Origin of the sequence: Streptococcus jiangjianxini (assembly GCF_040225085.1) — a bacterium.
GTDB lineage: Bacteria > Bacillota > Bacilli > Lactobacillales > Streptococcaceae > Streptococcus > Streptococcus jiangjianxini.
This window is the reverse complement of the sequence record NZ_JBEHGL010000015.1, coordinates 23,175-46,676: the sequence shown is the minus strand read 5'-3', so window position 1 is coordinate 46,676 and position 23,502 is coordinate 23,175. Positions and strand designations below refer to the sequence as shown.

The 23,502-nt window shown below is 38.1% G+C and carries 21 protein-coding genes and 1 pseudogene; 16 read left to right on the top strand and 6 right to left on the bottom strand.

Annotated elements, in window-relative coordinates; all coding sequences use genetic code 11:
- Nucleotides 1-44 precede the first annotated feature (44 nt).
- The 10 genes and pseudogenes from ABP870_RS07470 to ABP870_RS07425 all read left to right on the top strand — a co-directional run bounded on the left by ABP870_RS07470 (nucleotide 45) and on the right by ABP870_RS07425 (nucleotide 12,728).
- On the top strand, nucleotides 45-6,008 hold the full coding sequence (locus ABP870_RS07470) for an N-6 DNA methylase (protein ID WP_350014831.1): 5,964 nt from the start codon (nucleotides 45-47) through the stop codon (nucleotides 6,006-6,008).
- A 559-nt stretch (nucleotides 6,009-6,567) separates the two neighbouring features.
- Complete coding sequence (ltrA, locus tag ABP870_RS07465; protein ID WP_350014830.1) at nucleotides 6,568-8,226, top strand: group II intron reverse transcriptase/maturase; 1,659 nt, start codon at nucleotides 6,568-6,570, stop codon at nucleotides 8,224-8,226.
- Nucleotides 8,227-8,320: 94 nt separating this feature from the next.
- Nucleotides 8,321-9,169: pseudogene (locus ABP870_RS07460) on the top strand (hypothetical protein); the annotation flags it as partial.
- Nucleotides 9,170-9,238: 69 nt separating this feature from the next.
- The gene (locus ABP870_RS07455) at nucleotides 9,239-9,538 is read left to right on the top strand and encodes a DUF5962 family protein (protein ID WP_350014829.1); all 300 of its coding nucleotides are present in this window, start codon (nucleotides 9,239-9,241) and stop codon (nucleotides 9,536-9,538) included.
- Between the two features lie 14 nt (nucleotides 9,539-9,552).
- Nucleotides 9,553-9,843, top strand: a complete 291-nt coding sequence (locus tag ABP870_RS07450) for a DUF5966 family protein (protein WP_350014828.1) — start codon at nucleotides 9,553-9,555, stop codon at nucleotides 9,841-9,843.
- Between the two features lie 109 nt (nucleotides 9,844-9,952).
- Nucleotides 9,953-10,591 (top strand): peptidylprolyl isomerase, encoded by a 639-nt coding sequence (locus ABP870_RS07445; RefSeq protein WP_350014827.1) that lies wholly within the window; start codon nucleotides 9,953-9,955, stop codon nucleotides 10,589-10,591.
- Nucleotides 10,592-10,630: 39 nt separating this feature from the next.
- Nucleotides 10,631-11,719: a DNA primase gene (locus ABP870_RS07440; protein ID WP_350014826.1), complete on the top strand. Its 1,089-nt coding sequence runs from the start codon at nucleotides 10,631-10,633 to the stop codon at nucleotides 11,717-11,719.
- 53 nt (nucleotides 11,720-11,772) lie between these two features.
- Nucleotides 11,773-11,997, top strand: coding sequence for a DUF5965 family protein (locus ABP870_RS07435; protein ID WP_350014825.1), 225 nt, complete (start codon nucleotides 11,773-11,775; stop codon nucleotides 11,995-11,997).
- A gap of 3 nt (nucleotides 11,998-12,000) precedes the next feature.
- Nucleotides 12,001-12,396 carry a DUF5945 family protein gene (locus ABP870_RS07430; RefSeq protein ID WP_350014823.1) on the top strand — a complete coding sequence of 132 codons (396 nt, stop codon included), beginning with the start codon at nucleotides 12,001-12,003 and terminating at the stop codon, nucleotides 12,394-12,396.
- 44 nt (nucleotides 12,397-12,440) lie between these two features.
- A complete protein-coding gene (locus ABP870_RS07425; RefSeq protein WP_350014822.1) occupies nucleotides 12,441-12,728 on the top strand; it encodes a hypothetical protein in 288 nt (95 codons plus the stop codon).
- 35 nt (nucleotides 12,729-12,763) lie between these two features.
- Here ABP870_RS07425 and ABP870_RS07420 read toward each other — a convergent pair whose 3' ends face one another.
- From ABP870_RS07420 to ABP870_RS07395, 6 genes are all read right to left on the bottom strand, one after another.
- On the bottom strand, nucleotides 12,764-13,060 hold the full coding sequence (locus ABP870_RS07420) for a DUF5960 family protein (RefSeq protein ID WP_350014821.1): 297 nt from the start codon (nucleotides 13,058-13,060) through the stop codon (nucleotides 12,764-12,766).
- Complete coding sequence (locus tag ABP870_RS07415) at nucleotides 13,047-13,415, bottom strand: hypothetical protein (protein WP_350014820.1); 369 nt, start codon at nucleotides 13,413-13,415, stop codon at nucleotides 13,047-13,049. The genes ABP870_RS07420 and ABP870_RS07415 overlap by 14 nt, the downstream gene beginning before the upstream one ends.
- Entirely contained in the window at nucleotides 13,412-14,827 is a 1,416-nt protein-coding gene (locus ABP870_RS07410) for a Y-family DNA polymerase (RefSeq protein ID WP_350014847.1), read from the bottom strand. The genes ABP870_RS07415 and ABP870_RS07410 overlap by 4 nt, the downstream gene beginning before the upstream one ends.
- A gap of 4 nt (nucleotides 14,828-14,831) precedes the next feature.
- Nucleotides 14,832-14,966 (bottom strand): hypothetical protein, encoded by a 135-nt coding sequence (locus tag ABP870_RS07405; RefSeq protein ID WP_003052040.1) that lies wholly within the window; start codon nucleotides 14,964-14,966, stop codon nucleotides 14,832-14,834.
- A 2-nt stretch (nucleotides 14,967-14,968) separates the two neighbouring features.
- Nucleotides 14,969-15,661 carry an XRE family transcriptional regulator gene (locus ABP870_RS07400; RefSeq protein WP_350014819.1) on the bottom strand — a complete coding sequence of 231 codons (693 nt, stop codon included), beginning with the start codon at nucleotides 15,659-15,661 and terminating at the stop codon, nucleotides 14,969-14,971.
- A 177-nt stretch (nucleotides 15,662-15,838) separates the two neighbouring features.
- Nucleotides 15,839-17,596 carry a DUF4365 domain-containing protein gene (locus tag ABP870_RS07395; protein WP_172070157.1) on the bottom strand — a complete coding sequence of 586 codons (1,758 nt, stop codon included), beginning with the start codon at nucleotides 17,594-17,596 and terminating at the stop codon, nucleotides 15,839-15,841.
- A gap of 337 nt (nucleotides 17,597-17,933) precedes the next feature.
- On the opposite strand from ABP870_RS07395, the gene ABP870_RS07390 reads away from it, so the two are divergent.
- From ABP870_RS07390 to ABP870_RS07365, 6 genes are all read left to right on the top strand, one after another.
- Nucleotides 17,934-18,293, top strand: coding sequence for an SAG1252 family conjugative relaxosome accessory protein (locus ABP870_RS07390; RefSeq protein WP_350014818.1), 360 nt, complete (start codon nucleotides 17,934-17,936; stop codon nucleotides 18,291-18,293).
- A gap of 9 nt (nucleotides 18,294-18,302) precedes the next feature.
- On the top strand, nucleotides 18,303-18,668 hold the full coding sequence (locus tag ABP870_RS07385; RefSeq protein ID WP_350014817.1) for a MobC family plasmid mobilization relaxosome protein: 366 nt from the start codon (nucleotides 18,303-18,305) through the stop codon (nucleotides 18,666-18,668).
- The gene (locus ABP870_RS07380) at nucleotides 18,655-20,520 is read left to right on the top strand and encodes an SAG1250 family conjugative relaxase (protein WP_350014816.1); all 1,866 of its coding nucleotides are present in this window, start codon (nucleotides 18,655-18,657) and stop codon (nucleotides 20,518-20,520) included. Before ABP870_RS07385 ends, ABP870_RS07380 begins: the two co-directional genes overlap by 14 nt.
- 200 nt (nucleotides 20,521-20,720) lie before the next feature.
- Complete coding sequence (locus ABP870_RS07375) at nucleotides 20,721-21,707, top strand: PTS sugar transporter subunit IIB (RefSeq protein ID WP_350014814.1); 987 nt, start codon at nucleotides 20,721-20,723, stop codon at nucleotides 21,705-21,707.
- Between the two features lie 20 nt (nucleotides 21,708-21,727).
- Nucleotides 21,728-22,534 (top strand): PTS mannose/fructose/sorbose transporter subunit IIC, encoded by an 807-nt coding sequence (locus tag ABP870_RS07370; RefSeq protein ID WP_350014813.1) that lies wholly within the window; start codon nucleotides 21,728-21,730, stop codon nucleotides 22,532-22,534.
- Between the two features lie 20 nt (nucleotides 22,535-22,554).
- The gene (locus tag ABP870_RS07365; RefSeq protein ID WP_350014812.1) at nucleotides 22,555-23,466 is read left to right on the top strand and encodes a PTS system mannose/fructose/sorbose family transporter subunit IID; all 912 of its coding nucleotides are present in this window, start codon (nucleotides 22,555-22,557) and stop codon (nucleotides 23,464-23,466) included.
- The last annotated feature ends 36 nt before the right edge of the window (nucleotides 23,467-23,502 follow it).

The following is a 23,502-nucleotide window of genomic DNA, read 5'->3' as shown; positions in this document are numbered from 1 at the left end:
GGCTGAGAATACCTCTCAGCTCCTTTTTTAATTTGGAGGAACGTATGACCCAAGAACAGTTACTCGAGATGTTGCGGGCAAGATTGCCACGTGACCCGATTCTTTTAGCATCTTTTTTACGCTATCAAGCAGCCCATTTTGATGAAGGCTGGGACGGTATTGTTTACAATTTTACAAACCATAGAGGAGTAGTAAGCTCACCTGTTCAAGTGGGTCGCTTTGAAACAGAAGTTTCTGCTTTTGTCGAGGCAAGCTCTTTTGACGAAGTGACGGACCTAAGTAGCTACACGCAGACCTTTGGTCAAGCTGGACTAAAGAAGTTACCCCAATTATCAAGTGATGAAAAAGCCTTGGTGATTGAAGTAGCCCTCTTTAACCTAGCAACTCGCTTTCAACTCTTAGATCAAGAAGGAGCCTATCAGTCTATTTCAGTGAACACCCTTTTGGAAAAAGGCAAAGCTGCTAATTTGGTTAATGTCTACCGAGTGGCCAATAATTTGGCTGACCGTATTAGCCGTGATATTGAACAATTTCTCTTAACCTATGAACCTGAAATAGTAAGTACTCAGGAAACGTTGGAGGAAAAGGAGGACGTTGTAGAAGAGATAGTAGTCTTAGAACCTATTCAGGAGATTACCTTTCGTGAAGAGGGGCTTGTCATAATCGCAAGACTTGATGAAGACCTATCGCAACTGGATTTGCGAACAGGGCAAACAGAACATTTACCAGCCTATCAGAATTTGAATTTAGCTCAGAAATTTGAGATACTGAGTCATTTTGACCAAGTGAGAAATAGCTATCCGAAACCGCCAAACCTGAGACGTGGGGAGTTTGACCATGAGATGGAAATGATACCAATTTATGAGGACGATGAGTTATTGACTTATTTAGAAGCTGATGGGACAGTTTATGAATTACAACGTTCCCTAACACCTCAAGAAGAAGTTATATTAACTGAAATTGGTCAAACGATTTTGGCTGAAAATACCGAAAAACTAACTCGTTTAGAGATAGACTTAGCTAACTTTGATGAGCAACAACGTGCGATACTGATCGATGCTGCAGGGCGTTTTCATTTGAAGAATGCCAATCTAGCTTTATTAGGGGGCTATCCTAAAGCAAGTGTCACTCAATTAGCCCTTGCGACAGAATTGCTTCAGATGGGATTACCTCATGAAAAGACAGAATTTTTCTTGAGCAGTCAGCTGGGTTTGGAAGATTTAAGACCAGTTGCCTATGCTTTTTTACACGAAGAACTAACTCTTGAAGAAGCAACAAATTTTGAAAGGGATAAACAGTCCCAACCAGATGTATCCTTTAGGGAATGGCGAGAACATTTAAGGCAATCGGAACCTGAAACCATCATGTCTCCATCAGCACCTCAAAATTCTATCGTAGAGGAAGCTCTTAAACGCTATCCAATTGATTCCATGGTGTCCTATAAGGGACAGGAGTTTCAGGTGGTGGCTGTTGAAGATGCCAAGCTCAACGATCTCATTCGGATTGAACTACAAAACGATTTATCGGAGCTGATTGAACAAAATCCAGTCCTTTACCTACGAACTTTAGAGGACATCACTCAAGCTCTTCATGTTCCTTCTGTTGACGAAAAAGAGGGCGTAGAACAGCCCGACCTTTTCTCTTTTATCACCGAAGATAAGAGTCAAGAGGAACCAGTCATAGAAAGAGAAGAAGAAAAAACTGAAACATTTGAAATAGAGACTGATGCAGAACGTTCTGAAGTCATTGAGATGATACCGGCTTCTGACTTTCATTTTCCAGAAGACTTGACGAACTTTTATCCCAAAACAGCTAGGGACAAAGTAGAAACCAATGTGGCGGCCATTCGTCTTATTAAAACTCTTGAATCTGAAAACAGGGAAGCAAGTCCAGATGAACAAGAACTCCTTGCCCAATACGTAGGCTGGGGAGGATTAGCTAATGAGTTCTTTGACGAGTATAGTCCCAAATTTTCTAAGGAACGTGAGGCATTAAAAACGCTAGTCACAGATAAAGAGTACTCCGACATGAAACAGTCCTCTCTGACTGCCTACTATACAGACCCTGCTCTTATCCGTCAGATGTGGGAGAAGTTAGAACGTGATGGCTTTACAGGAGGTAAAATCTTAGATCCTTCGATGGGAACTGGAAATTTCTTTGCGGCAATGCCTAAACACCTGAGAGAAAATAGTGAGCTGTATGGTGTGGAGTTAGACCCCATCACAGGAGCGATTGCCAAACACCTCCACCCGAATGCTCATATTGAGGTAAAAGGGTTTGAGACAGTTGCTTTTAATGATAATAGCTTTGATTTGGTTATTTCAAATGTGCCTTTTGCCAATATTAGGATTGCCGATAGTCGCTATGACAAACCCTATATGATTCATGATTATTTTGTTAAAAAATCCCTTGATTTGGTGCATGATGGTGGGCAAGTGGCTATTATTTCCTCAATAGGAACCATGGACAAACGGACAGAAAACATTCTCCAGGATATTCGTGAAACAACTGATTTTCTTGGTGGCGTGCGTTTGCCAGATACTGCTTTTAAGGCTATTGCAGGTACCAATGTCACAACAGACATGTTGTTCTTCCAAAAACATATGGATAAGGGTTACCAAGCTGATGACATTGCCTTTTTAGGTGCTATTCGTTACGACAAGGATGAGCGTATTTGGCTCAATCCTTACTTTGATGGGGAGTATAATAGCCAAGTTCTTGGGGCCTATGAGGTTAGAAACTTTAACGGTGGGACACTTTCTGTGAAAGGTAATTCGGATACCCTAATAGAAGATGTTCAAACTGCTCTTAAACAGGTCAAAGCCCATAGAGTGGTGGATAACTCTGACATCTTCATCACTCCTGATGTGATATCAAGGCAGGTGATTGATACCTCTGTTCCACCTGATATCAGAGACACTTTAGACCAATATAGTTTTGGCTATAAGGATTCTATGATATATTACCGTGACAATAAGGGAATCCGTGTTGGAACAAAGACAGAGGAGATTAGTTATTATGTGGACGAGGAGGGCAACTTTAAGGCTTGGGATACCAAATATTCTCAAAAGCAAATTGACCGTTTTAATGCCTTGGAAGTCACAGATAGCACAGCTCTTGATGTTTATGTTGCCGAGGAAACAACTAAACGTGGGCGGTTTAAGGGCTATTTCAAAAAGACTGTTTTCTACGAAGCCCCTCTCTCTGAGAAAGAAGTGGCACGGATTAAAGGCATGATCGATATTCGTAACGCCTATCAAGAAGTTATCGCCATTCAACGCTATTATGACTATGACAAAGGCGAGTTCAATCATTTGTTAGGAAAACTCAACCAAACCTATGATACGTTTGTCAAACGTTTTGGGTACTTAAATAGTACCGTTAACCGTAACCTCTTTGATAGCGATGATAAGTATTCCCTTCTTGCTAGTTTAGAGGATGAAGGACTTGACCCGAGTGGTAAGACAGTCATTTATACCAAGTCCCTAGCCTTTGAAAAAGCCCTAGTTCGCCCCGAAAAGGAAGTGACGGAAGTTTCATCTGCCCTTGATGCTCTTAATTCTAGTCTAGCAGATGGTCGTGGGGTGGATTTGGATTACATGATGTCTATTTATCAGACAGACTCAAAAGCGACTTTGATTGAAGAATTGGAAGATGCCGTCATTCCAGACCCAGAACGCTATCTAAAAGATAAAGAAGTGTTTTATGTGTCTCGGCAGGATTTCTTATCAGGCGATGTGGTGACGAAGTTAGACCTTGTGGATTTGCTTATCAAAGAAGACAATTCTGATTTTCCTTGGGTCTATTATCAAACTCTCTTAGAAGAAGTGAAACCGCCACGTGTGACCTTAGCTGATATTGATTATCGGATTGGCTCACGATGGATTCCTCTAGCCGTCTATGGAAAATTTGCCCAAGAAACCTTTATGGGACAAACTTTTGACCTGACTGACCAAGAAGTAGCGACTGTTCTTGAGGTCAGTCCGATTGATGGGACCATGTCCTACCAGTCCAAGTTTGCCTTCAAGTATTCTACCGCAACGGATAGAAGTCTAGGTGTGCCTGCGTCACGCTATGATAGTGGCCGAAAAATCTTTGAAAACCTGCTTAATTCCAATCAACCAACCATCACCAAACAAGTGGAAGATGGCGATAAGAAAAAGCATGTGACGGACGTAGAGAAAACAACTGTTCTTCGTGCTAAGGAAATGCAAATTCAAGAACTCTTCCAAGATTTTGTGTCCAGTTACCCTGAGGTGCAACAAATGATTGAAGAGACCTATAATAGCCTTTATAATCGTACGGTTTCAAAAGTCTATGATGGCAGTCATTTAACCATTGATGGGCTTGCCCAGAATATTTCCTTACGCCCTCATCAGAAGAATGCCATTCAACGGATTGTGGAAGAAAAAAGAGCGCTTCTAGCTCATGAAGTGGGTTCAGGTAAAACACTTACCATGCTTGGGGCAGGTTTCAAATTAAAGGAACTCGGTATGGTGCATAAACCTCTTTATGTGGTGCCGTCTAGTCTAACCGCTCAGTTTGGTCAAGAAATCATGAAATTCTTCCCAACCAAGAATGTTTACGTGACAACCAAGAAGGATTTTGCGAAGGCGAAACGCAAGCAGTTTGTCTCACGGATCATCACAGGGGACTACGATGCCATTGTCATTGGGGATTCCCAGTTTGAAAAAATCCCTATGAGTCGGGAAAAGCAGGTCACCTATATCCAAGATAAGCTGGACCAATTACGAGAGATTAAACAAGGTAGTGACAGTGATTATACGGTTAAAGAAGCAGAGCGTTCTATCAAAGGCTTGGAACACCAATTGGAAGAACTTCAAAAGTTGGAACGTGATACCTTTATTGAATTTGAAAATCTAGGGATTGACTTTCTCTTTGTGGACGAAGCTCACCATTTTAAGAATATCAGACCCATTACTGGACTTGGTAATGTGGCAGGGATTACCAACACCACTTCTAAAAAGAACGTGGATATGGAAATGAAAGTGAGACAGGTTCAAGGAGAACACGACTATCGTAATGTGGTCTTTGCGACAGGAACACCAGTCTCAAATTCTATTAGTGAACTTTATACCATGATGAGCTACATTCAGCCCGATGTCATGGAACGATACCAAGTCTCTAATTTTGACTCGTGGGTTGGAGCTTTTGGTAATATCGAAAACTCAATGGAACTTGCCCCAACAGGGGATAAGTACCAACCCAAGAAACGCTTCAAGAAATTTGTGAATCTGCCTGAACTTATGCGGATCTATAAGGAAACAGCTGACATTCAGACTTCAGACATGCTTGATTTACCTGTTCCTGAAGCTAAAGTCATTGCGGTAGAAAGTGAACTGACAGAAGCACAGAAATACTATCTTGAAGAGTTAGTAGACCGTTCAGATGCCATCAAGTCAGGCAGCGTTGACCCTAGTGTCGATAACATGTTAAAGATAACTGGGGAAGCCAGAAAATTAGCCATTGACATGCGTCTCATTGACCCTGCTTATACCTTATCGGACAATCAGAAAATCCTTCAAGTAGTGGACAATGTGGAACGCATTTACCGTGAGGGAGAAAATGAGAAAGCCACGCAGATGATATTCTCTGATATTGGAACGCCTAAAAGTAAGGAAGAAGGCTTTGATGTTTACAATGAACTAAAAGACCTCTTAGTGGATAGAGGGATTCCAAAAGAGCAGATTGCCTTTGTTCATGATGCCAATACTGATGAGAAGAAAAACTCTCTATCACGCAAAGTCAATAGTGGAGAAGTGCGGATTCTCATGGCTTCTACGGAAAAAGGTGGAACAGGATTAAACGTCCAATCACGCATGAAAGCAGTCCACCACATGGATGTCCCCTGGAGGCCAAGTGACATTGTCCAGCGCAACGGTAGGCTCATTCGTCAAGGAAACCAGCACCAAGAAGTAGATATTTATCACTACATCACAAAAGGCTCATTTGACAACTACCTCTGGGTGCGACATGAAGTCGCTTAATTGAACTGTCTGGCATGATGACCAGACCAACTATTCCGTTAGTTGAGCCAAGTATCAACTGCATGTTCGCCATGTGGTAAGCTGATACGTAAGGTAGCCCTACTTTAAGGTCGAACCGTGAGGGGAGACCGATACTGCTAGCAACAAAGCGGTTAGGGAGCTAGGCTTGATAGTATGGCTAACAAATGTGAACCACTGTTAAATGTCGTTAAGTTGAACAGGCTAAAGTTGCTGATAAGCCTGAACCAAAAGGTGTGCAGTCGGATAACCCTTTCCATAGTGGGGTTACACGGATATATGACTGCCGGCAGAGAGGTGGAGCCTAACCTATCATTTTGTTCATTAAGTGGAACATGGTAAGCCTGTATTGTTGCTTCTAGCAAGGCAAATCGTAAGAAATGCTGATAACAGTGCAGGTATAGGAAAATGGAAAAAGCGAATGCCATCTTGTAATGAGGTGGATAGAGGTTCAAGATTTGCCTCAACTCGAAAGAGTGCAGACTTCCATTCGGTTTCTAATCACAAGAGAACTTGTAGAATTTTTGAAAGGAGAAAGCAAATGAACAGTAAAATGTGTGCTACTACTAACATAGCCAACAGTTGGGAAAGTATTGATTTCGTGAAAGCTGAAATCTATGTTAAAAAACTACAAATGCGTATTGTGAAAGCGTGGAAGTTGGGTAAATTCAACCGAGTGAAATCACTCCAACATTTACTAACAACTTCATTCTATGCAAAAGCCTTGGCAGTGAAACGTGTCACTGAAAATCAAGGTAAAAAGACAAGTGGCGTTGATAAAGAGTTATGGCTAACACCTAACGCTAAATATCAAGCAATCAAGAAATTAAAGGTCAAGGGCTATCGTCCAAAACCACTAAGACGGGTTTATATTCTTAAGAAAAATGGTAAGAAAAGACCTCTTAGTATTCCAACGATGACAGATAGAGCAATGCAGACGTTGTTTAAGTTTGCTTTAGAACCTATTGCAGAAACAACAGCAGACCCTAATTCTTATGGCTTTAGACCTAAAAGAAGTACACAGGATGCGATTGAACAATGTTTCTCAGCTTTGAGTAAGCAAACATCTGCTAAATGGGTTTTAGAAGGTGACATTAAAGGATGCTTTGATAATATCAATCATGAGTGGATAATGAAACACATTCCAATGAACAAAACAATACTTGGAAAATGGTTAAAAAGTGGTTATATTGAAAATCGAAAGTTATTTCCAATAGAGTTTGGAAGTTCTCAAGGTTCACCAATTTCACCAATCATTTCCAATATGGTACTAGATGGTATTGAGAGAAAACTCTCCATCACATTCAGAAAGAAAAAGGTCAATGGTAAAGTCTATGCACCTAAAATCAATTTTGTTAGGTATGCGGATGATTTTATTGTTACTGGTGCTAGTAAGGAACTATTGGAGAATGAGGTTAAACCAGTTATTATTCAGTTCTTGAAAGAACGTGGTTTGGAGTTATCTGAAGAGAAAACATTGATAACTCATATCACGGACGGCTTTGATTTTCTGGGCGTAAACATTAGAATGTACGACGGAAAACTACTAACCAAACCCTCCAAAAAGAATTACGAAAGTATTGTTTTGAAAATTAGGGATATCATCAAAAAGAATCCGTCGATGAAACAGGAGTTGTTAATCCGTAAGTTAAATCCTATTATTATAGGTTGGGTTAACTACCAAAAGCACAATGTTTCAACAGAAGCCTTTCAAAGACTTGATTTTGATATTTATCAATGTCTATGGCAGTGGTGTGTCCGAAGACATCCTAAAAAAGGGAGAAAGTGGGTAGCTAATAAATATTTCCATACCTTTGGTAGCCGTAGTTGGATTTTTAGTGTTCCAACTGCTGATACAATGGAAAATGGCGAGCCATTCTATCTTCGCTTGAAATATGCTTCTGATACTGATATTCGCCGACATATTAAAATTAAGGCGGAAGCCAATCCGTTTGATGAACAATGGCAACTGTATTTTGAGGAACGTCAAGAAAAGCAAATGCGACAAGAACTAAAAGGAAGACGTGTGATTAACGGACTTTACTATAAACAAAAAGGGATTTGTCCAGTTTGCGAATTGAAGATTACCAAAGAAACAGATTTCCGAGTTCATCAAACAGTAAAGAACCATAAACCAATAAAAACATTGGTACACCCTACTTGTCATAAAAATGTAAAAGAAAACACGCTGGTTCTCTAACGAGGACTTATAGAAGCTTGAGCCGTGTGAGGGGAAACTCTCATGCACGGTTCTTAGAGGGGAAGGAGGTCGCAAGACCTCTGACCTACTCGACCAGACACAAGAGAATAAGCTCAAGTACATCACGCAGATTATGACCTCAAAAGATCCCGTAAGGTCGGCAGAAGACATTGACGAACAAACCATGACGGCTTCAGACTTTAAGGCGTTAGCCACTGGTAATCCCTATCTCAAACTGAAGATGGAGCTAGAAAATGAGTTGACTGTCTTAAAGAACCAAAAACGTGCTTTCAAACGTTCAAAAGACGAGTATCGGCATACGATTTCCTACTGTGAGCAGAACCTCCCTGTTTTAGAGAAACGCCTTAGTCAATATGACCGTGATATTGCCCAATCCTTAGCAACCAAGCATTTAGATTTTGTCATGCGGTTTGACAATCAGATAATGGATAACCGTGCTGAAGCAGGAGATTATCTGCGAAAACTCATTACCTACAACCGTTCTGAAACTAAAGAGGTAAGAACGCTTGCGACTTTTAGGGGATTTGACCTTAAAATGGCAACGAGAAGCCCCAGTCAACCCTTGCCAGATATGGTGTCTTTAGCCATTTCAGGCAGCAATCAGTATACTGTCTCTTTAGACTTAAAATCAGATGTGGGAACCATTCAACGCATTACCAATGCCATCGACCATATTCTAGAGGACCAAGAAAAGACAGAAGAAATGACTAACAATTTGAAAGATAAGCTAGCAGTCGCAAGGGTGGAAGTGGAAAAGGTCTTTCCCAAAGAAGAGAACTATCAGTTGGTTAAAGCTAAGTATGACATATTAGCGCCCTTGGTAGAACAAGAAGCAGAGGTTGAGGAAATAGATGCAGCACTAGCTAAGTTCAATGAAACAATCCAACCACAACATGACCACCAACTTTCTCTTGATGTTTAAGAAAAAGGCTGACAAAAAATAATGAACGCGGTAAAATGATATCAAAAAATTACTAAAGGAGAACAGACCATGACCCAGACAGTAGAAGAAATGCGGTATCAATTAGAAGAATGGTTAGTACAAGGCTTTACAAGTCCAGAAGATCGATCCAATTATCAAGCCTTAAAGGAGCAATATGAAGATGAAACCCTCGATTATAGCTTTTCAAAGCGAGAAATCATTGGTCAATTAGACATCCTCATCACGACTCGTGAGAATGATTTTCCAGACCTAGAAGAGGTGACTAAAGAAGAATATCTTAATCTGGTTGCCCAACTTGATGATCTAGACAAGGGACAGGCTGATTACTATCGCAAGCAATTAACGTAGAAAGAGAGACAGATATGATAGAACAAATCATTCAAAGTCTTTTGATTATCGCAGCAATAGGACTGATTTTACTTGTCCTTTTCCAGATTGCGAAGATGCTTGGAAGCCTATTTATCATTGGATTAATCGGATTTTTAGTCTTCATAGAAGTCTATGGTATTTACCTCTTTTTTACAGAACGATACCTCTATGTGGAGGATTTAGCAACCAATGGTATTTTGAGTTTTACCACATTCTATATTGGATTTAATGTGCTGTTTATATTCGGGATTGCTGTCAAAGTGATTAGAAGTCGGATGGCATAGAGTAATGGGATTACCTAAGTTAGGTAGTCCCTTTTTTCTTGTGATAACTTCTCCAAGTCAATCTTGTTATGATGGTGCTATCTTATGAAAAAAGGAGAAGGCACTATTGATGTTAAACAAAATGAAAGCGAGGCTTTTGATTGGTCTTGGTGGTCTAGCTGTGACTAGTTTTATGGTGATGATGGGATACAACATTGGTTCTCAATCCGTGACTAATCATACTAACAAGCAAATCCGGACTGAAGCACAGAAACTATTGACTAAAGAGAAAGAAAAAGAAAAGGCAAGTGTTCTCTCTGATGAACTGGTCAAGGAATTTCTCACGCAATATTATACCAAGGAAAAGCTAGGTGAGAATAACAACCGTATCAAGCCCTATATGACAGATTCTGCCTTTAAGGAAGAACTAGCTCGTCAAGAAGATTCCATCAACCAAGTCTATGAAGACTATATGTTGGATTATCGCTTTGAGTCTTCTCAAATCTATGTCAATACAGAAGAAAATGAAGCCCTTGCGGAAGTTACTTATCAAGTTATCTATGTGTCAGATGTCAGCGATAAGGCTCAGAAAAGCACACAGACAGAAACGACCTCTCTTAAACTATCTTATGCCAAATTGTCAGATAAACTCCTTGTCAATCAGTTAACCATTTGGAATGGGAAGTTAGGGGAGTTGAAAGAGCCTTCTGATGAAGTAAATTCACGCATTCCAAAGATTCAAGGCACTACTACAAGTGTGAGCAACTAGCAGGAGTTACCCTTCTGCTTTTTTTGATAAGGAGATGAGATGACAAGAATTGAAAGAGTGAAACAAAAGGCGATTTTAGACGTGGCAGAAAGTCTAGGTTATTCTTTTAGACGACTATCAGGGCAAGTCTATGAACATCCAGAACACGATTCCTTTAGGATTTTTGCGGATACCAATACCTTTAAATGGTTTTCACGTGACATACAGGGAGATGTGATTGATTTCGTTCAGTTAATGACAGGAGTATCTTTCAAAGAAGCACTGTCCTATCTTGAAACCGGAGACTTTGAACAGGCTAAGGTGATCGAAGAGACCTACCAACCCTTTCGATATTATCTAAGAGAAGAACCATTCGAAAAAGCACGAACCTATTTGAATCAGATACGTGGTTTAAGTGATGAGGTTATCAATGCTTTTGGCAAACAAGGTCTATTAGTCCAGGCTCAATATCCGACCAAAACCTCTCAAGAATCTGTCCTTGTCTTTAAGAGTTATAATCATCATGGTCAACTAGAGGGAGCAAGTCTGCAAGGTCTTGTTAAAAACGACCAGAGACATGCTAGAGGTTACCTCAAGAAAATCATGAAAGGCTCACATGGTTATGTGGGAATGAATTTTGATATAGAGAATCCCAAACGTCTTATTTTTTGTGAGTCTGTTATTGACATGATGAGTTACTATCAATTACATCGAAAACAATTATCGGATGTTCGCTTAGTCTCTATGGAAGGCTTAAGACTCTCTGTAATTGCTTATCAGACCCTACGTTTAGCAGCTGAAGAACAAGGCAAACTTGATTTTTTAGATACTATCAAACCAAGTCGATTAATGCATTACCTTCATGCCATACAAGATACGACTACCTTCTTTCAGACCCACCCAGGATTACTATCCTTGGCTGTTGATAATGATGAAGCAGGGCGAGACTTTTGTCGGAAGTTATCTGAAAAAGGACTTCCCGTTGAAACAGATTTACCTCTAATACAGGAACTGGAAACTAAAGCAGATTGGAATGATGTTGTAAAATATCAGAATGATTATTCTCTAAAGGATGTGATACAACCGGTAAGGTTACAGACTATCAGAAACACCCCACCGCCTAGAAGAACAACCATTTTAGAGTTGTGATAACAAAATCAAGTTTCTTAGCTTAATCTATAAAGTGATAAGGAGGATACCCTATGAGTGTGATTGAACGCCTAGCCGAAAGAGTAGCTAGGCAAGAGGGAAAAGTAGCGAAAGAAACGGAAAAATTAGAAACTTATCGCAGTCAATTACAAACAGCAATGTATCAAGCCTTTATCAAACGCCAACAAAATAGTCCCTGGACTTTTGATGAAGCATTGACGCAGGCTTTTGGCCAAGAACAAGAACCAAGACCATCAGATACTAGAAATGAGGAATAACACATGACCAAAGATTGGAACTTTGACCAACCCTTAGATGATAAAACACCAACATCTTCCACAGAAGAACGTGCGAAGATTGCTGCATTATTTAATAAGCCAGAATCAGTTAAATCTGAGGAAGTAGACTATGTCGCAGCCTTTGAATCGGAACAGCAGGAAGCCAAGAAAAAAGCAATATCAAAGATAGAATTGCAGGAACAATCAGCTAAGAAAAAGAGTCTCTCATCAAGTATTACGACTGATTATAAACAGCATCTAGCCAATGTCATGACCCAAAATAATGAGGATATTGCTCAAAGTCAAAAGAAAATCGAAGAATTACATCGATTGATTGATGAAAAGAATAAACACAATAAAAAATTACAGGCCATATCAGCAGCTATTGATGATCTGTAAGGGAGAGCAGCCCCCATTAGGGTAGCTTTTTATGAGGAGAAAAGATGAGGTTATTCAAAAAGCAAACGCACCATCAAGATAGTTTTAAACGTCTCATTCATCGCTTATCAGAAATGTCTGAAGCTGACTTACATAAGGTCAACCAATTATTAGATGTCATTTTTGATAATACAAGCCAAATTATCCATGAAGAAAAAAAGACTCCTAAAGCTATACTAAAGGAGCCTACCCTAGATGAGACCATTACCGAAGCTGAGAATAAACTAAAGACTGAGCAACTCGAAAAACGGATAGAACAGTTTAAGCAGGCGAAGAAGCCAAAAAGTGGGTAAAAAGAGTAGGATTTCAACGACAAAAGCCTAATCTTTTAGTGTTTAATACTGGTTGATGCTTGCTGGTAGACATATTTTCTTATTAATTGATCATCAGCTAAGGTTTCCACTTTAAAAATGAAATAATGATCACGATTGTCTTTGGCATTTTCTTTATTAAGCTTGAAATAGTTTTTAGCAGATTTTGCCATTGCCAACATGATGTCATCTGTTAGAAAAGTCAGTGGTGTATCAAGTGATGAGTAGCGATAGAAGTCCTTTTCAAATTTTCGGTAGCTATCGCTGAAGTAGTCCATCTGTAATTCGTTTTTATAAAATTCAAGCTGATTCATGGTAGTCCTCCTCAACTAAGGTTATAGATATAATATCTTCTAAAGGGATAGAAATATGTCCATCACTGGTTTTTAGTATGACCTCATTCGTTGATAGTGTCGGAATGGTGCCGATAATATTTTGACACTCATTTTTCTGTATTCTAGTCACCTGTATGGTCAATTGACTAGCGTAACTTTGACTGAGTAACATTAATTTTTGATTCAGCGATAGGTCAGAAAGGTAGCTGGTTTGCTTATCATCATCTGATAAGGCGTAGGTGTGTTCAGATAAAAAGAAACCCATCCACTTTTGCATGTTAACGTCTTGATAGTCTCTTGCGGATTGAAATGGTAAGTATGATCGGTCAATCATTGTAATCCCTCTAAGCCACCTGCTGAGTGGCCTCCTATTAGTTTACTTCTTGCAATATTCCTGGAACTGTCTAAGAGGGCAGTTCCTTTTTGAATCGCTAAAAAACCAAATTGGTCTCTGATATGGTCAATAGTTCGTTGTAATTTTTCTTCTTTTTCGGTTGCTTCGACATCATCAAATAATGAGATTAAGGCATAGCTTTCATCAACAAATCCTGAGTAATTGACCGCAATCCCACGAACGGCTCCTGAAGTGTATTTTTTACGAAAAAGAGATAACACGGTATCGGTAAGTAGTCGTGTATGATTAGTGGGTTCTATCTTCATTTGAGCGTTTATTGGCTTTTTCATTTCTGTTTTAGAATAGGTCACAAAGATGGAAACAATGGTAGCTTTCTGATGTTCCCGCCTCATTCGGATGGCAACTTGTTCAGCCATTTCACTAAGAACAATCTCAATATCACGCTGCTTGACATAGTCACGAGGTAGCACCTGAGAGTTGCCAAGCCCGTGTGATTTTGGTTTATAGGGTTGATGAACATTACTCTCGTCAACACCATTAGCATGAAACCACAACTGGACTCCAACCTTTCCAAATTCTTTTTTCAATCGATCAGGATTGCTATTGGCTAGTTCCTTGATAGAGGTAATCCCTAGTTTGTGAAGGCGTTTTTCTGTTCTAGAACCAATTCCCCAAAAATCAGTTAGTTTAGGGATTGACCAGACTTTTGTTTCTACATCTTCGTAGGACCAATTGGCACGCATAGTAGGTGTACGCTTGGCTTCATTGTCTAAAGCGAGTTTGGCCAATAATGGGTTAGCATTACTCATACCAATGGTAGAATAGATACCAGTCTTTTTCCAGATGTCATGTTGTAGTTTGGCAGAGACTACGTCTAATTTTGCCTTTCTATCCATCTGTTTATCACTTACAAAGTAATTGAGCGATGAGGTTAAATCAATAAACCCTTCATCAATGGAGTAGGGGAGAATATCTTCAGGAGCCGCATAATCTTGGAAAATATGTTGAATGTCAATATTTTTTTCGATGTAGCGATCCATACGTGGTGGAACAATAAGCGTTCGCTTGGCCCAATGTTCAATATAGGAAATATAGCGCGGTGATATGTCTAAGCCTTGACGTTTGGCATTATAGTGGTCAAATTTTCTTGTGCTGATGTCAAAAGGTAAATCGTAGGCACGTCCGACATTATTTTTTCCAAAGACCTTTTTGAACATGGGAGAAGAGGCTAAAATTAAACCTCCAGCGTTATCAGCACGACTCATGACACAGAGAGAAGTATGGAGGGGATTTAATCCTCTATCCACACATTCTACCGAAGCATAGAATGATTTCATGTCAACGAAAGCTATATCAGACTGAGGTTCTCTTGAGTAATCGATATAGCCCATCATCTTAACCTCTTTTTAGTTCTTCTAATTGTTCCATGAGTTCTTGAATATGATCAGTAATATCATACTCTTTGAGATAGGGTGTAAAATAGATACGATTGTCTTTGAGATAAATCATTTCATTAACATTAACTGTCATTCTTAGGCTCCTATAACTGGCATAAAGTGACTTATAACAAGCCCTACGATACGAGGATTATCTTCATAAAGAATCCATTTATCCGGGTAGTTATCGTTGAGTGATACCATTCTAAATCCATTTTCTTCTCTATATAGTTTTTTGATATAGACAGAGTCATTCCAGGATAGGGCGTAGACGGCACCATCATAATCAAAACCACTAGCACGAATAAGGGCTACTTCACCATCAAGGTAGATGGGTTCCATAGAGTCTCCTTTAATCCAAGCAGCAATATCATAACCATACTGTTCTTCCTCAGCATAGACGGTCTCTGTCTCGTATTCATCAAAGAGTGATTCCCCAAGACCAGCAGAAAGTGAAACATCAGATAATACTTCCACAGCAAACAATGGAATAACATTATCATGTGATTCTTGCGCTTGAAGCAATCCTTCTGCATACTCATCAACCTTTCCTTGATTTTCCGTAGAGAGTTGGAGATAGGTATTCACAATCTTGTATTCCGATTCAAAATAGGTTGTTGGAACATCAAGTATTCTTGCAAGGGCAGAAAGATTTTTTTGATTAGGAACAGATTTACCAGTCTCCCATTTGTTGTATGACGCTCTATTAATTTTTAATAGATTAGCTAGCTCAGATTGAGAATAGTGTTTTTCCATTCTACATTCTTTTAGACGGCTACCAGAAAACATAAGATAAAACTCCTGTTGCTTTATTATGCAACAATTATATCAAAATATTTTTAAGATGCAAGTAGTAGAGTTTTTTTAACACGAAAGGTTTAACAAATTTTTAGTAGTACTATTTTATTTGAAACAACAAAAAACAGAGATACGCTTCCTCTGTTTTTAGAATATATTGTATCGTAATCAAAGATTTAAGAGATTGTATATAGGATATTCAATAAAACGTTCCCTTTGTTCATCGGAAAATTCATTTTCGAATAAGTAGATTGCTTGATCTTTGTAGCCTAAAATACAATTTGTAGCAAATCTAATTTCTACTGAGTTGTGATTCATTAAAGAATGGAGATAGGAACTGTCTTTTTGTGTTAAATTATTTAAACGCTTTTTAATTTGTAGTAGATTGAGAATGTTATTTTCAGATTTATCCATATCTACAAGCTTTTGAGCAAATTTTAAACAAAACTGCAAGGTATTTTGGTCGTGTTTAGAATCAGCGTAGTTTATTAGTTTTAATAGACCAAGATCCATATTTTCAATTTTACTTTCACTTGACAAATATGATGAAAGATAATCAGAGATGTTAAAATTATCAATAAGTAGTAGCTGCTCTAATTCAACTGTTTCATATTTTGAAAATAACTGTTTATCTTTGTTGATTAGTACCATATCGTAATCACTAAAGTTATATAGTCTATAGCTTTTAGTTCCTTCGTTTTCTGGAATTAAAAATAGTAATACATGTACATTAGCAAATTGAATGACTTGAGTAGGATTATAGTCTACACGATCTAGAGTTACCACTTGTTCATTTACGATACCATCATACAATAATTCAATTGTTCTAGCATCTTTTTGTGACCAACCTGTACTGTCAAGGTCAGTAGAAATTTTAAGTTTGTCTACTAATTCTTTTAAACGTATGTTCGCATTAAACGCTTTTTTCAGAAAATTAAAATCAATTTTAGCTATATTTTCATCACTAAACTCTAGTCTTTTTCTGTTTAAAATAATTCCTTTATTTTTTTGAAGCTCTATAATAAACTCTAATCCATCTAGTCTTTTTGAGAGAATATTTGAAAGTGAGTAATTAAGAGTTAGTGTTACTAAATCAGGTGTTTTTTGTATTTTTATCGAACAGCCATTATGAAAATCTATGGTGAAGTCATTCTTGGTTTCATAAGCAAAAGTTGTCTTATATACACGATCTTTTCCCTGAATTTGAACTAACATTTCTTTTTCTTCAAATATTTTTAAATTAGCAATATCGTCAATGAGAGGTTCAGGTATCATAGCTCCTTTAGGTTTGTAATAAAGATCTAACTCACCAGATATTGCATAATCAAGAATGTCTAGATAATCCTTGCCAATAAATTTAAACTCTAAGTCTCCGTCAAATGATTCCAAATTTTCAAAGAGAGATTCTTGGCTTCTCCAATCAATATGAGCAAATCCTTTCTGATATTTGCGTTTTTGAATAAAATTAAGAAATACAAAGTTTAATTTATCTTCATTGTTAGGGAGAGGTTTCATATGAATCGAAATATTCTTAATCTTTTTCTTTTTCTTGTCGCTGGCTAATAAAACTTTCTTAATGACCTTTGGGGTTAGTGAAGCATAAGTGACGGTAGGGATATCATCTTTTAAATACACTACAAAGTAGAGTACACCACCTTCTGTAAGATAATGCTCCAAATTATTCCTGTTTATTGAGTATCCAACATTTTCTTTATAATATTCATCCTTACCTTTTACTTGAACTGGAATTCTCTCAACTAAATCAATATTTTGCTTTTTTATGTTTTTATAAAAATAGATATGACCGTCCCAGATGGGTTCTCTATCTCCTTCGGAAATTTCTCTGTTAATATGTTTAGATTTTTTTAATGCCAATTTCAAATAATCGACAGCATCTTCTTCAATTTGCTTAGATGATTTAACCATGAATAACCTCTTGAATAAGTAATTTTATACTAACATTATACCAATTTTTGTGATAACTTTTCCAAATCATCCTTGCTATCCTAATATCATTCCTAAGAAAATTAAGTTTTGATTTTCTACTGGGGGTTTGGGGGCGAAGCCACCAAGTTATCTTATCGTTGGCTGTCAAAACTGGAAAGTTTTGGTTGGCTGACGATATGATTTTTTGGGTATTGTGACCACAATGCCTGAGCTCGCAAAGACCGAACAAGAAGAGAGTGAGGTCTTTAGGAAGCGTGCTGACAATGTGAGGCAGCCTGACACTGTCAGACAAGAATAATATTGAAAGGATAGTAGGATGGGACAAGAAATTAAGTTGATTCGTAAGCAATTTAGAATCACGAGACAAGAAGAAAAACAGATAAAAGAAATGATGAGGGAACAAAAACTGGATAGTTTCTCAGAATTTCTTCGTCAAAATTTGTTGAAAAAGAATTATCAGGATAGAATTTTTGAAAGTTGGTTCTGCCTTTGGCAATCTCAAAAGTTTGAGCAGATTAGTCGAGATATGCATGAAGTTTTGATTATCGCAAGAGAGAATCATCAAGTGACTCAAGAACACGTGTCAATCTTATTGACCTGCGTTCAAGAATTGATTGCGGAAGTCAATCAAGTGCAGCCACTCAGTCGTGAGTTTCGTGAAAAATACATGAGATAGGAGGTCGCTATGGTTTATCGTTATCGTACCAATCTCAAAAAAGTATTTCTAACAGATTCAGAGTTACATCAATTGAATGAGCGAATCGACAAGAGTCACTGTCAAAATTTTTCAGTCTATGCCAGAAAAGTGTTGCTGAATCCCAATATGTCATTTGTCACCATTAACACGGATACCTATGACCAGTTAGTATTTGAATTGAGACGGATTGGAAATAACATTAATCAAATTGCGCGTGCGATAAATCAAAGTCATCTGATTTCTCAAGAACAGTTACAAGAATTAAGTAAGGGAGTTAGTGAGTTGATTACTGGAGTAGAGAAAGAATTTCAAGTGGAAGTGAAAAGACTGAAGGAGTTCTATGGTAGTCACTAAACACTTTGCAACACATGGAAAAAAATATCGCAGGCGTTTAATTAAGTATATTCTCAATCCAGATAAAACAGACAATTTGAAATTAGTATCTGATTTTGGCATGAGCAATTATTTAGACTTCCCTAGTCATGCAGAAATGGTAGAGATGTACAATGTCAACTTTACCAATAACGACAAGTTGTACGAATCCAGAAATGACCGACAAAAAAAACACCAACAAAATATTCATGCTCATCACCTTATTCAATCATTTTCTCCTGAAGATAATCTGACACCTGAAGAAATTAACCGTATTGGTTACGAGACTATGATGGAATTGACAGGAGGTCGCTTTAAGTTTATCGTAGCAACTCATACAGACAAAGATCATGTTCATAATCACATCCTAATCAATGCTATTGACCGCAATTCAGATAAAAAGTTGATATGGAATTATGCCTTGGAACGAAACCTTCGCATGATTTCAGATTGCATTTCTAAAATGGCAGGGGCAAAAATTATTGAGAAGCGTTTTTCTTACCGTGACTATCAAAAATATAGGCAGTCTAGTCATAAATTTGAATTGAAGCAACGTCTTTATTTTTTGATGCAGCACTCAAAGTCCTTTGATGATTTTTTGGAAAAAGCAGAGCAGTTACATGTTCATATTGATTTTAGTCAGAAGCATAGTCGATTCATGATGACAGATAGAGCTATGACAAAGCCAATTCGAGGACGCCAACTCAGTAAACGAGATTTATATGATGAAGACTTTTTTCGTACACATTTTGCCAAGCAAGAGATTGAAAGTCGATTAGAATTTCTTTTGGGGCGTGTCAATTCTTTAGAAGCATTACTGACAAAAGCGAAAGAATTGAATCTAACCATTGACTTGAAGCAAAAAAATGTTGTCTTTACGCTTGAAGAGAATGGCAAGCAGATAAGTCTGAGTCATAAAAAAATAAGTGACAAGAAATTATATGATGTCAATTTTTTTCAAGATTACTTTAAAAATATGGAAGTCGGTGATTCAGAAGGATTAGAGAATTTGCAGGAGCAGTACCATGCTTTTCAAGAAGAACGAGATAAGGATAAGGGGCCCACTGAAGAGATTGAGGAGGCCTTTGAGACATTTAAGGAAAAACGGGATGCCGTCCACGAATTTGAAGTGGAGCTTGCGGAGCACCAAATTGAGAAGTTAGTTGATGAGGGCATTTATATCAAAGTGTCATTAGGTGTTAAACAGAGTGGTCTTATTTTCATTCCCAACTATCAATTAGATATTCTTGAAGAAGAGAATCAGACAAAATATAAAGTCTATATCCGTGAGACAACCTCATACTTTGTCTATAACAAAGAACATTCGGATAAGAATCAGTACATCAAAGGGCGAACCTTGATTAGACAGCTAACCAACGATAGTCGATTAATACCATACAGACGACCGACTGTTGAGCGACTTCAAGAAAAGATTTCTGAGATTAACCTCTTGATTGAGTTAACAGAGACAGACAAAAAATACCAGGACGTTAAAGACGACCTGGTCGCAGAAATAGCTGAGCTAGATATCAAACTAAGTCAAACTAATGAAAAAATCGCCACCTTGAACAAGATGGCGGAAGTGCTTATCAACTTAAAGAGTGAAGACCCGAATAGTCGAAAATTAGCAAGGTATGACTTTTCAAAACTGAATTTAACAGAATCAATTACAGTAGAACAAGTGACTGAAGAAATAAGAGCGCTGCAAGAGGAACTAGGACATTATCTTGATAAGTATGGGGAACAGGTACTTGGGGTAGAAATATTAGTAAAAGTCCTTAATAATAGCAAAAGTTTAGGTAACGAAGCGCCAGAAAGATTATTAACCCTATAAAATAAATTTGCAAAAATAAAGGCAATAATGAAAAATACCATGATGAAAAATATTTCACATTTTTTTGAAAAGTATTGATTTTTTTTGAAAACGGTTTATAATAGAAAATGTTCTCGGACTTCGGTATCATAAAAAATTACCAAATCTTTAGTAAGAATTTTTTATGAAATTGAAAAATAAAAAAAAGGAGGAGTTCATACATGGGTATCGGTATTATTATTGCCAGCCATGGTAAGTTTGCTGAAGGAATTTATCAATCAGGATCAATGATTTTCGGTGAACAAGAAAAAGTTCAAGTAGTGACTTTTATGCCAAGTGAAGGTCCAGATGATTTGTATTCATATCTTAGTGACGCCATCAATCAGTTTGATTATGATGACGAAGTGCTAGTGCTTGCAGATCTTTGGTCTGGTTCACCCTTTAACCAAGCAAGTCGTTTAGTGGGTGAGAATCCAAATCGTAAAATTGTTATCATAACAGGTCTCAATCTGCCAATGTTGATTCAAGCTTACACTGAACGATTGATGGATGCTAATGCGGGAGTTGATAAGGTAGCAGCGAACATCATTAAGGAAGCTAAGGATGGAGTAAAGGCGCTACCAGAGTCATTAAATCTTCAGAATAATAGTGCATCTGAAGGTGTGATTGCTAATGGGAATAATAGTGGCAAACCTGGGAAATTTGAGTATGTATTAGCGCGTATTGACTCTCGTTTGTTACATGGTCAGGTTGCGACTGCTTGGACAAAAGAGACCTCTCCGACACGCATTATTGTGGTTTCTGATGCAGTTTCAAAAGACGAACTTCGTAAGAGTTTGATTCAGCAGGCAGCGCCCCCAGGAGTAAAAGCACACGTAGTTCCTATTGAACATATGATTAGACTATCCAAAGATGACCAACATTTTGGTGGTCAACGAGCATTACTTTTATTTGAAAATCCACAAGATGCATTGCGGCTAATCGAGGGCGGTGTACCACTGGAAACACTGAATGTGGGATCAATGGCACATACTTTAGGTAAAGTGCAACCGAACAAAGTTCTAGCATTTGATCAAAATGATATTGATACATTTGTGAAATTGAAGCAGATTGGTGTGAAGTTTGACGTTCGCAAAGTTCCAACTGATTCTAAGGCAAATATGGATGAAATTATCAGTAAAGCACAAGCTGAACTAAATAAAATGTAAATATTGATAAGGAGAAAAAAATGGAGTTAAGCGCTATTCAAATAGTTTTAGTTGTTGTTGTTGCGTTTTTTGCTGGGATGGGGGGGATATTAGATGAATTTCACTTTCATCAACCGGTGATTGCATGTACATTAATTGGATTGGTGACAGGAAATCTATTGCCATGCTTGATTTTAGGCGGAACTCTCCAGATGATTGCTCTTGGTTGGGCAAATATCGGAGCCGCTGTTGCACCCGATGCGGCGTTAGCTTCTGTGGCTTCTGCAGTAATTCTAGTTCTTGGGGGTCAAGGTAAGGCCGGTGTATCTTCAGCTATTGCAATTGCTGTTCCATTGGCTGTGGCAGGATTACTCCTAACGATCATTTGTCGTACAATTGCAACTGCATTTGTTCACTTTATGGATGCGGCTGCAGAAAAAGGCGATATGTTCAAGGTTGAAATGTGGCATTTAATTGCTGTATGTATGCAAGGTGTACGTATTGCATTGCCTGTTATTTTGATTTTAATCATAGGAGAGGGACCGGTTAAAGCATTATTGAATTCAATGCCAGTTTGGCTTACTGATGGTCTAGCTATCGGTGGTGGAATGGTTGTTGCAGTTGGATATGCGATGGTTATTAACATGATGGCTACCAGAGAAGTTTGGCCATTCTTTGCAATTGGATTTGTTTTAGCTACAGTCTCTCAAATCACTTTGATTGGTTTAGGTACAATTGGCGTTGCATTGGCGTTGATTTACCTTGCCCTTTCAAAACAGGGATCTAATGGGGGAGGAACTTCTTCCAATATTGGTGATCCTGTTGGTAACATCATTGATGATTTTTAGAGAAAGGTGAGAATAACAAAATGGTAGAACAAATTAAACTAACAAAAAAAGATCGTATCTCTGTGTGGATTCGTTCGAATTTAATTCAAGGCTCTTGGAATTATGAGCGTATGCAAAATGGTGGTTGGGCGTATGCAATGATTCCAGCAATCAAAAAGTTGTACACGTCTAAAGAGGAACAATCAGCAGCTTTGAAGCGACACTTAGAGTTTTTTAATACCCATCCTTATGTAGCTTCCCCTATACTTGGTGTAACTTTAGCACTAGAAGAAGAGAGAGCTAATGGGGCTCCGGTAGATGATGTAACTATCCAAGGGGTCAAAGTAGGGATGATGGGTCCGTTAGCTGGTATAGGAGATCCGGTATTTTGGTTTACTGTTAAACCAATATTGGGTGCTCTTGCTGCTTCGCTTGCAATATCTGGTAATATCTTGGGACCGATAATTTATTTTGTAGGTTGGAACTTGATTAGGCTTGCATTCATGTGGTATACACAAGAGTTTGCCTATAGAGCAGGTTCAAAAATTACAGAGGATTTATCTGGTGGCATTTTACAAGATATTACAAAAGGTGCTTCAATTCTTGGAATGTTTATTTTAGGTTCGTTGGTAAATCGATGGGTATCGATTTCATTTAAACCAACCGTATCAAGTGTGCAGTTAGATAAAGGTGCATATATTGAATGGGATAAATTACCCTCAGGAATTGAAGGTGTGAAGGTTGCTTTAGAGCAGCAGGCAGGTGGATTATCATTATCTGATCATAAAGTGACTACTTTGCAAGATAATTTTAATTCTCTTATTCCAGGACTTGCAGCCTTATTACTTACATTGTTATGTATGTGGTTGCTTAAGAAAAAAGTATCACCAATCGTAATTATTTTAGGATTATTTGTTGCTGGTATTGTTTTCCATGTGATTGGATTGATGTAATTTAATGTTTAAAAGCCTGAATCTTTTTTGATTTGG